The following is a 9278-nucleotide window of genomic DNA, read 5'->3' on the forward strand; positions in this document are numbered from 1 at the left end:
GTATCTGATATATTAATAACTAAACGATTATTTTCAATCCTATTCGAAACGTTTATCTCACCATTTGTTTTATTATATTTAATTGCGTTATCTATTAAATTCATAATGATTAATGTAAAGCTTTCTTTATCAATAAGAATCGTTGCATGTTCAAAATTTGTATGGATTGATAAACCAAACTTTGTCATTTTCCCCTTCATTCTTAAACAGATATCTTCTAAATGGGAATATACATCGACTTTTTCTTTTACAATTTCAAAGTCATATTTCTCAAGTTCTGCTAGCTTTAATATTTTTTCAACCATATCGTAAAGACGAAGTGATTCTTTTCCAATATTACTTATTGCTTCTTCTAATAATTTTGGATCATCCGAATACATATCTAATAAATCAATATAAGCCCTAATTACAGTCAGTGGGGTTTTAAACTCATGTGTAATCGATCCAATAAACTGCTTTTGTTGTTTTTCTAAATCTTTAAGCTTTTCAACAGCTAATTGCAGATTTTCTTTTTCTTGTTGAATGCCTTTTATATTATTTTGAATTTCATTACTCATGTAGAAAATTGCTTGACTTAAATAACCCAACTCATCTTTTCGACTTAAAGTAGAACGATCTGGATAGTTTCCTAATTGAATTTCCTCCGTTACTTTTCTAAGTTTTAAAATACTCATAACAAGAGAATTAAAAAAGAAATAACCTATGATAAAACTAAGAATTGTAGTTACTAAACCTATTTTAATAAACAGGTTAATTGTTTTATCATAAAATTTCTGATTATTAATTAATGAATAATCGAACTGAACAACCCCAATTTGATTATTAGCATTATAAATTGGGGCAAAATAAGATAATGTTTCACCGCTCTCCTGATATGCAATCTTACCTTTTAACGCATAACTTAAGGTATCTCCTACATCTCTTGTAGATTCTAAAGGAAGAGAATCTCCTACAACTTTTCCAGACATATTAAAAATTGTGACATGAAGACTACTAATAATCCCAATCTGTCTAGCAATTTCCCGACCATAACGTTTGAAAAAATCTTGAGGATTTTCTGATGTTTGGCTTAAATAAACTTGCTTTACATATACATTTGCTAATTTACTTTGCCTAGCAAGTGTTTCTTCAGTTTGTTTTTGCTGGTTTTGTTTGATACCTTGTAAGACTAATATACTTAATACAATGACAGTTCCGATTAATAGCATCGCTAAAAATAAGCTCGACTTAACTTTAATACTCATTTTCATTTAGTTTCACTAGATATCTTATATCCGACTCCAAAAACAGTTTGAATTAAATGTTGATAAGAATTACCTAGCTTTTTACGTAAACGTTGGATATGAATATCGACCGTTCTCGTTCCACCGATATACTCCATTCCCCATACTAAATCTAATAATTCATCTCTGCTAAAAATTCGATCCATATTTGATATTAATAAAACAAGAAGGTCGAATTCTTTAGGAGTTAATTCTAGACTTGTTCCGTCAACTGTCACTTTTCTTTGAGCAGGAATTACTTGTAGCTTATTAATTGAAATGCTCTTTTTTTCATCTGGTGTTGATTGTTTTTTTAATCTTCGAAGTAAAGATCTAGTTCTAGCAAGTAATTCCCTAATATCAAACGGTTTTGTTATATAATCATCGGCTCCAAACTCTAACCCTAAAACCCGATCAATAATATCATCCTTAGCTGTAAGTAAAATAATGCCAAGTCCTTCTTTATTTCCTATTTGTTTACATAGATCCAAACCGTTCATTACAGGCATCATAATATCCGATATTAAAATATCCGGATTAAAATCCGAGAGCTTATCTAATGCTTCTTTTCCGTTAAATGCATTTTCTACGATAAATCCTTCTCTACGAAATGCGTAAGTTAATGGATCGACAATACTTTTTTCATCATCTACAATTAATACTTTTCCTTGCATTTACCTCACCTAAATTCATAATTTATATTTTTATTTTTATTTACTTAAACTTTATTTTTGGATTATTAATATTTTCCTTAGGAAAAATTATAGATGGCTCGGTATTGATTTACTAAACGTTTTATCTATAAATGCAAAAAATTTACATCTTGGAAACATCTTGTTCTTTTTTTTATTCTTTGTTCTGATCATTAGTTAGTTTGGACAATATTCTAGTGCTTTATCTGAAATCATACATTTAATCATGAGTACATTTGGGAGGGAGGTATGGAATTAAAGCAAATAACTAAATTCCTTAAAAAACTACTAAAATTTTATAACTAGAAAGGAGGTAACGTTGCCTAATTGTTTGCTACCAAACCATAAATTCATGATATAATTATTTTACCTACTGTGAATCTAGGATGCTCGCGAAAGTGGCATCGGCATTGGGTAGAACCATGATAGTGAGTAGGCATAATAACAGACGAAAACCAAGTCAATGAATAAAAAAGTTGAGAATGATCACGTAAACGATAAACGATCACTCAACTATGTAGGATTCGTTGTATCCGAATTTTTACGCCCTTGGAGTGTTAAACCAAACGAGAGTAGCTTCGGCAAGATTGGACACGGAGAACAGGGAAGCAAACATGAATTTATAGATATTATAGATTAATGGCAACGGGATTCCATGGAACATCCACATATTCGAAATATGCAAGATAAGTGTAAAAAATATAAGTATTGCCATGTCGTGTTTCAAACTTCTGAAAGAGCTTTATTAGAAGGGATTTTATTAGATAACAACTTAAGTAGCGCGGACTTACTCGTCCCAGAGGACCTCGCCACACCAGAATCGCGTTATTTTGAAGTAAGACAAAATGGCGGCGAAACTTTTCGCCCTAGATACCGAATATATAAAAAGGTGACTGTACCACTTTCTTCAGTTGTAGCAATATACTTATATCCGTATTATTACCCTAGTTATCCATATATTTATCAAAGAAATTATCATCCTCAATAGTAAAAAAAAGCATCTAGTTAAATAGATGCTTTTTTATGTTAGAGTGAAATTTTATTCAGCTATAAATGCAAATATCGATAAAGGCTTTATTTCATTAGTTTTAATAGACTCTTCTAGCATTTTTACTTCTGATCGGATCAGTCCATTTAATTTACTTGGCATATTCTCAATATTATTGAGTTCATTATCGATATCCCCTAAAGTCTTATTAACTTCCCATCTAGCATCCTGTAACTGTGGAGAGAATATAGATGTTTCATCCATTATGTTCCATCCTGAGGCTTCACAAATATTTTTAATATCATTTGGAGTAAAAAGGGTGCGAATGTTTGATTCACTATTATGTTTTAATGACTCATACTGAGCCTGAATTAAAATAGTTAATAAATGTGGGTATTGCTCAATTGAGCTAATTCTTGTATCCCATTCGGCAAAGCATAATTTTTTACCCCATTTTTTGATCTTTTTTAAGACTGCAATAAATTCTTCATGTGATTTTAAATACCAGGAACAGTGAGACATAACGATATAATCAAACTCGTTTTCATGAAAATTAACAGTTGGTGATAATATGTCAATTTCAAAGTCCATCTTTAATTGTTTACCTAAATTCGATTGTAATAGGAAGTCTGCTGAATCTCCTAATGAAATTGGACTACCGTATGTTCGTGGGCCAATATCGATTCCATGAACAAATCCATTTTCCCTGACAATATAAGCTAAAACGGCAGTCGTATCGCCTTGACCACAGCCTATTTCTAATACTTTACTTCCCTTTTCTATATTCCAAAACTCAACTAATTTAAAACGATGTTCTGTTTGAATTCTTTGTATATCAGACATCCCCTTACCTGATGCCATACAACCAATAACTGATTCAACTGCATTTATTAGCATTGAATTCCTCCCAAGACGATTTAAGTTTTTTAAAACTATTTTTCTACTATTATTAATCTACTTTAAAGTTTACCTCTCCTACACCTAAATCCACGTTTATTGTTAATTTAACATCAGCTTTTTCGTACGCTTCATTAACATAAACACTATTTCCTTTCGAAATTAAATCGACTACATTTGCCTTGCCAATTCCCTTACTTAAATTTATTTTTACACCCACATCAGAAGGTAACACGATGGTCGTTTTCCCAACCCCTGTTTCAATATTTGCTTCGAAGCTTTTATTCCAGCTTCCACCTAAATTAACATTAAGCTCTCCGACTCCAGCCTCAATCTCTAATTCATTTAAATTCAGTCCACGTAAATCGAGATTTGTTTTTGATGCGCCAGTTTTAACATCTAAATTAATCGGAAGTTTATTCGAAAGCTCCAAATTCCATTCATTCTTTAATTTACCAATTTTCACTTTTGGATAATGCTTTTTAGATTGGTCAATTCTTACTTCTCCCGTTGAATCTTTAAGCTTATATGATACATCTGGATTAAAATATTTATTGTTATATTCGATTGTTCCGTCTACCCAATTTTTTGTACCTTTTGAAACGTTCATGACTCCGGCACCTAAATCTAACCTAACATCCAATTTTTTAGCTTGATCTTTCTGAATAGAAACAGTTTCTTTTTTTACCTTTTCATTGTTAAAAATTGAACAACTAGCAAGAACGAATACCGAGGTAATCATTAATAAAGCAGAAATAATAAATTTTTTCATTTTTTAACCTCCAATTAAAAACTTCTAATAATCACATTTTATGGAAATTAAAAAATCTAGATAACATCCTACAGTATCAATCCGTCTACGACCAAAGTATGAAAGTAATTAAAGTACAAGATATCCATTAATAATTATTAGACTTTTTGACAGCATTCTCCTTTAATTGTTTATAAAAAGAATTCCAACTGAAACTAGTCATACCTTCAAATTCAAATCATTACATACGTTTTCTTGAATGCGAATAAAATGTAATGAAGGAATTGCAAAGGAGGAGAATCTATGACGAGTTCTCCACTAACAACTGATCAAATGATTTCAATCATTCAAAACGGCCTTAGAAAAAATGAATCCTCAAAAAAAGTAATGATCGTAGGCGCAGGAATGGCTGGTTTGACCGCAGCTTCTCTATTAAAGGATGCAGGACACCATGTCACAATTATCGAGGCAAATGATCGAATTGGAGGTCGTGCTTATACTTTACGTGCGCCCTTTAGTCATGGGTTATATTTAAATGCTGGTCCATTAAGAATCCCAAATGTCCATCATTTAACTTTAGAGTATATTAGAAAATTCAATTTGCCAGTAAATGAATTTATTAATGAAACCCCAAACGATATCATTTATGCAAATGGAATAAGAACGAATCAAGCTAACTATAAAAGCAATCCCGACATATTAAATTATCCAGTAGCACCAAACGAAAAAGGAAAAACTTCAGGTGTATTATTGGATCAAGCATTGCATCCATTTATCAATTTTATTAATCAAAATCCATTAACTAATTGGGAAATAGTCGAAAAAAGGTATGGTAATATTTCATTTGGTTCTTTTTTAAATTCGTACTTTTCAGTAGGTGCAGTCGATATGATTGGGGTGCTCCTTGATTTTGAAGCATTTATGGGAATGTCCTTTTTAGAAGTATTAAGGGAACAGGTCGCTTTTAAATCAGCAACGAAATTTTATGAAATAACAGGAGGAATGGATCTATTACCAAAAGCGTTTCTTCCTCAATTAAAGGATAATATACTATTAAATCAAAAACTGACCAAAATTATTCAAAATGGTAACTCCCTAACAATCCAAACAACTGATAATAATACCGCAAACCAATACATTATGAACGCAGATCTTGCCATCATAGCTATACCATTTTCACTTTTAAGATTTGTGGAAATTGAACCATTCCATTCGATTTCTTATTACAAGCGAAAAGCAATTCGAGAAATAAACTACATGTCTGCAACAAAAATTGGAATTGAGTTTAAAAGTAGATTTTGGGAGAAATATGGTCAATTCGGTGGAATGTCCACAACCGATTTGCCTACTAGACTCTCACTCTATCCTAGTACAGGGATTAGCACCACTGGTCCAGCAGTAGTGAATGCAAGCTATACGTGGGCAGATGAGGCGCTAACATTGAGTGCCTTAACTGAGGAAGAGCGTATTCATTATGCTTTACGGGACTTGTCTAAGATTTGGGGAAATCAAGTTTATTCTGAATTCGTAACTGGAACGTCTTTTAGCTGGAGTCAAAATCCATTTTCTATTGGTGCCTTTACATTTTTTGAACCGGGGCAAGAGGAGGAACTGAATTCTTATATTTCATCTCCTGAAGGCAGATTGCACTTTGCAGGTGAACATACTTCTCGGTCCCATGCTTGGATTCAAGGTGCTATTGAATCTGGTATACGGGCTGCTAATGAAGTTAATAGCATATACTAATCTACTTAAAAGTAAGAAAGACCGGGTAATCACTGCCCGGTCCGATTTTAATCTAACAAATATTTTTCATTTTTACTTCACTCATCTAATGAATTAGTTCATATCATACGTTTTGTTTCAAGTCTGTTTAACTTCCCAAATCGAAACCTGATTTTATGCAGTTACTAACTATAATTATTGAATCGGACCACCTGGCCTAAATCGACACATCATAATTTCATCAACAAATCGGCCATTAGCTTTTATATTCCCTCTTTTAACACCTTCAACTTTAAACCCAAACTTTTCATATAAGGCTTGTGCCTTAGGATTTGTCTCCAATACTCCTAGCTCTACTCTTTCTAGCATTAACCAATGATCTGCCAAATCTAATACTTTCGTAAGCAAAGCTTTTCCAATTCCTTTATTATGATGATTTCCATCAGTTGCGATAAATAAATCTCCTACATGGGACCTGCGACCTGTTCTTTGCACTAAACCAACTAACCCTACTACATCTCCATTACATTCTGCGACAAATTCAAATTCGTTTGCTTGCAAGTTTCTAATTCTATTTTCCATCATGTCTACTCGCATACTAGGTAGAAATATCATATATGGAAAAACATTTTCTTGGGTGCATATACGATGAAGTGCCTTAGCATCATTTATTTCTACTGGTCTAATCAATACGTCCATCTATGCTCACTCCTACAAATAGTTTATATTAAATCTTCAAGCCATTCATGATTAGGATGATGAATTAAGATCGCCTCACGTAACCATGCTTTTTGTGAAAGGTTCAAATAATCTTTCACGTTTTTAAAGTCCTGATGATCCTTTTCTCTTGTTTTTCTAACCTTATATAAAAGCACTATTTCTGGATTCATGTAAGGAATCCCTTCATTTGTAACACAATAAAATGAGTCAAGCTTACAAGTAATCGATTCATCCCTTCTAAACTTCCAATCATTTAACTCGATTTCATTTAATAAAACTTCTAATTCATCTTTTGTCTTATCATTTTTGCCATGTATTTCATGAATAGGTAATTCTAAATATTCATTCTCCCAAGTTGATAATATCCCTTTAATGACCTTATCAAACGTCCAGTTATGTAAATATTCTTTCAGATAAAGTTGATCCTTACGCGCAATGGCGATTTCAATATCATGGTGGTTTCTCGTTTGTTTTTGTAAGAAAAGGTCAATTGCCCATCCACCAGCTATATACCACCCTTTATTAAAATCCTTCATACGTTTATGAACTTTATAACATTGTTCAAAAGACATAGCTTTCTTACCTCCTAATTAAAAAAGTATCACACAAAATGTATGATACTTATTAATGAATTTATTTAGTTCTAATATATAAAAATTTTTCTACCTTTGGATGAATTGGCTCATCAGCATAAGAACGATTTGATCGATCATATGGTTGAAATCCATTATCTGTAGACTCACTTTGATCATTATCATTCGAATAAACTTGTGTTCCTGGCTCATCTGCAACAATTGAGGTCTCCGAACCATCAGAAACTAAATTAGGACCGTAATTAATAGATAGTACAGTGAACAAACACAATATTGTTATCATGTTGAATAGTCTTTTCATCATGTTATTTCCTACTTTCGATAATTTTTAATAGAGTGCTATTGTATTCTTTATATAACATGTTTTGTTTTTCTAACGATTCGTGTTTTTCATAGTAATCTGTAACAACATCATAGTATTTGATTAATTTTTCATGATCATTGGTTTGAACCCATAATGGCAAGCCAACTTCACGTAAATATGGAACTAAATTTGCTTCATCCTTTTTTGCTTCTAGTAATAAAACCTTCATTCGAATATAGGATGCACTATTTTTATCCTTTATTTTGGAGAGATTCTTACATAACAACTTTGTAGCCGTCTCGTAATCATTTATGATCATCATATTATTCGCTATATTTGAAATGACTAAAAAGTATTCTTCAGTACCCTCCTGTATGTTAGATAGATAGTCTTGATAATACTTTATTGCTTTTTTATGTTGATTAGAATGATAGTATAAATAGCCTAAATTATGTAAAGCACTCATATGTATTGTTTTATCACTTAATATGACAGAAGAATCTAGTATTTCAATTAGAAATTGCTCGGCTCGATCTAAAAACTTGCTCTTAATTAATTGAAGTGAAAGTAACATCTTTGCATCAAGGATCCGTTTAATATTATTATTTTGTAGAAAAATAGGAATTGCTTTATTACAAAAATACATAGACAAGGAAGTCTGATTAATAAAGCTATAAACTAAAGCTCTATAGAAGCAATATTCCTGGAAATCGATCTCGAGGTTTGGCGTAATTTCTTGTACTTCATCCATTACTAGAAGAGAGTCATTATATCTTTTTTCTTTTATGTAATATATTGATAGTGTAAACAAATATTTTATCGTTTCATATTGGGAAAATTTCTTCTTTTTTGCCTCAAGTTGTTTCCATTTTTTCTTTGCCATTTTAAGATCTTCAACAAAAATATAATATCTCCAAATTGTAATACAAAAATCATTTGATATATTAGTATAATTTATACTTTCCTCTTTACCAATCAATTCTTCAAACAGTATTTTACTAGAATCATAGTCAGCTCGTTCAATTGAATTCCATAATCGTTTAAGTTGAACAGTCACTTCATCTATACTATCATTTTCATCTAATTCAACTCGCATCTTTCTTAAAAGTAATTCAATCGTTTCTATACCAGCCTCTTTTGTACCGTTTTCAATTTTACTTAAATGCGAAACAGAGCATATTCCTTCACATAATTTCTCCTGGGTCCATCCTAATTTTTTTCGATGATGAAAGATCATCATGCCATAATCCATAAAAAAATCTCCTGTTCACCTTTATTTAAAATAGATATTTAAATGACTAGAAACTATTAATTTCTTATATTAATATTTTTAATTTTCTCTTAAT

General features: G+C 31.5%; 10 protein-coding genes. 2 read left to right on the forward strand and 8 right to left on the reverse strand.

What is annotated here, in order from left to right; all coding sequences use genetic code 11:
* Positions 1–1250 (reverse strand): sensor histidine kinase (locus CN514_RS16935; RefSeq protein ID WP_098233605.1); only part of this gene is annotated, 1250 nt, incomplete at its 3' end.
* Positions 1247–1936, reverse strand: coding sequence for a response regulator transcription factor (locus CN514_RS16940; protein WP_098233606.1), 690 nt, complete (start codon positions 1934–1936; stop codon positions 1247–1249). The genes CN514_RS16935 and CN514_RS16940, both read right to left, overlap by 4 nt.
* 673 nt (positions 1937–2609) lie before the next feature.
* On the opposite strand from CN514_RS16940, the gene CN514_RS16945 reads away from it, so the two are divergent.
* Positions 2610–2942: a hypothetical protein gene (locus tag CN514_RS16945; RefSeq protein WP_098233607.1), complete on the forward strand. Its 333-nt coding sequence runs from the start codon at positions 2610–2612 to the stop codon at positions 2940–2942.
* Between the two features lie 51 nt (positions 2943–2993).
* Here the strand turns inward: CN514_RS16945 and CN514_RS16950 are convergent, their stop codons facing one another.
* Positions 2994–3839, reverse strand: a complete 846-nt coding sequence (locus CN514_RS16950) for a class I SAM-dependent methyltransferase (RefSeq protein WP_098233608.1) — start codon at positions 3837–3839, stop codon at positions 2994–2996.
* Between the two features lie 52 nt (positions 3840–3891).
* Entirely contained in the window at positions 3892–4611 is a 720-nt protein-coding gene (locus tag CN514_RS16955) for a toast rack family protein (RefSeq protein ID WP_098233609.1), read from the reverse strand.
* A gap of 282 nt (positions 4612–4893) precedes the next feature.
* Between CN514_RS16955 and CN514_RS16960 the strand changes: the two genes are divergently transcribed.
* Entirely contained in the window at positions 4894–6336 is a 1443-nt protein-coding gene (locus CN514_RS16960; RefSeq protein ID WP_098233610.1) for a flavin monoamine oxidase family protein, read from the forward strand.
* A gap of 174 nt (positions 6337–6510) precedes the next feature.
* Here CN514_RS16960 and CN514_RS16965 read toward each other — a convergent pair whose 3' ends face one another.
* The 4 genes from CN514_RS16965 to CN514_RS16980 form a co-directional block, all read right to left on the reverse strand.
* Positions 6511–7014, reverse strand: a complete 504-nt coding sequence (locus CN514_RS16965; RefSeq protein ID WP_098233611.1) for a GNAT family N-acetyltransferase — start codon at positions 7012–7014, stop codon at positions 6511–6513.
* Positions 7015–7037: 23 nt separating this feature from the next.
* The gene (locus CN514_RS16970) at positions 7038–7607 is read right to left on the reverse strand and encodes a nucleotidyltransferase domain-containing protein (protein WP_098233612.1); all 570 of its coding nucleotides are present in this window, start codon (positions 7605–7607) and stop codon (positions 7038–7040) included.
* Between the two features lie 61 nt (positions 7608–7668).
* The gene (locus CN514_RS16975; RefSeq protein ID WP_098233613.1) at positions 7669–7932 is read right to left on the reverse strand and encodes a hypothetical protein; all 264 of its coding nucleotides are present in this window, start codon (positions 7930–7932) and stop codon (positions 7669–7671) included.
* Position 7933: 1 nt separating this feature from the next.
* Entirely contained in the window at positions 7934–9184 is a 1251-nt protein-coding gene (locus tag CN514_RS16980) for a helix-turn-helix domain-containing protein (protein ID WP_098233614.1), read from the reverse strand.
* Positions 9185–9278: the final 94 nt, after the last annotated feature.

It is taken from the genome of Bacillus sp. AFS001701 (assembly GCF_002559405.1).
GTDB lineage: Bacteria > Bacillota > Bacilli > Bacillales > Bacillaceae_G > Gottfriedia.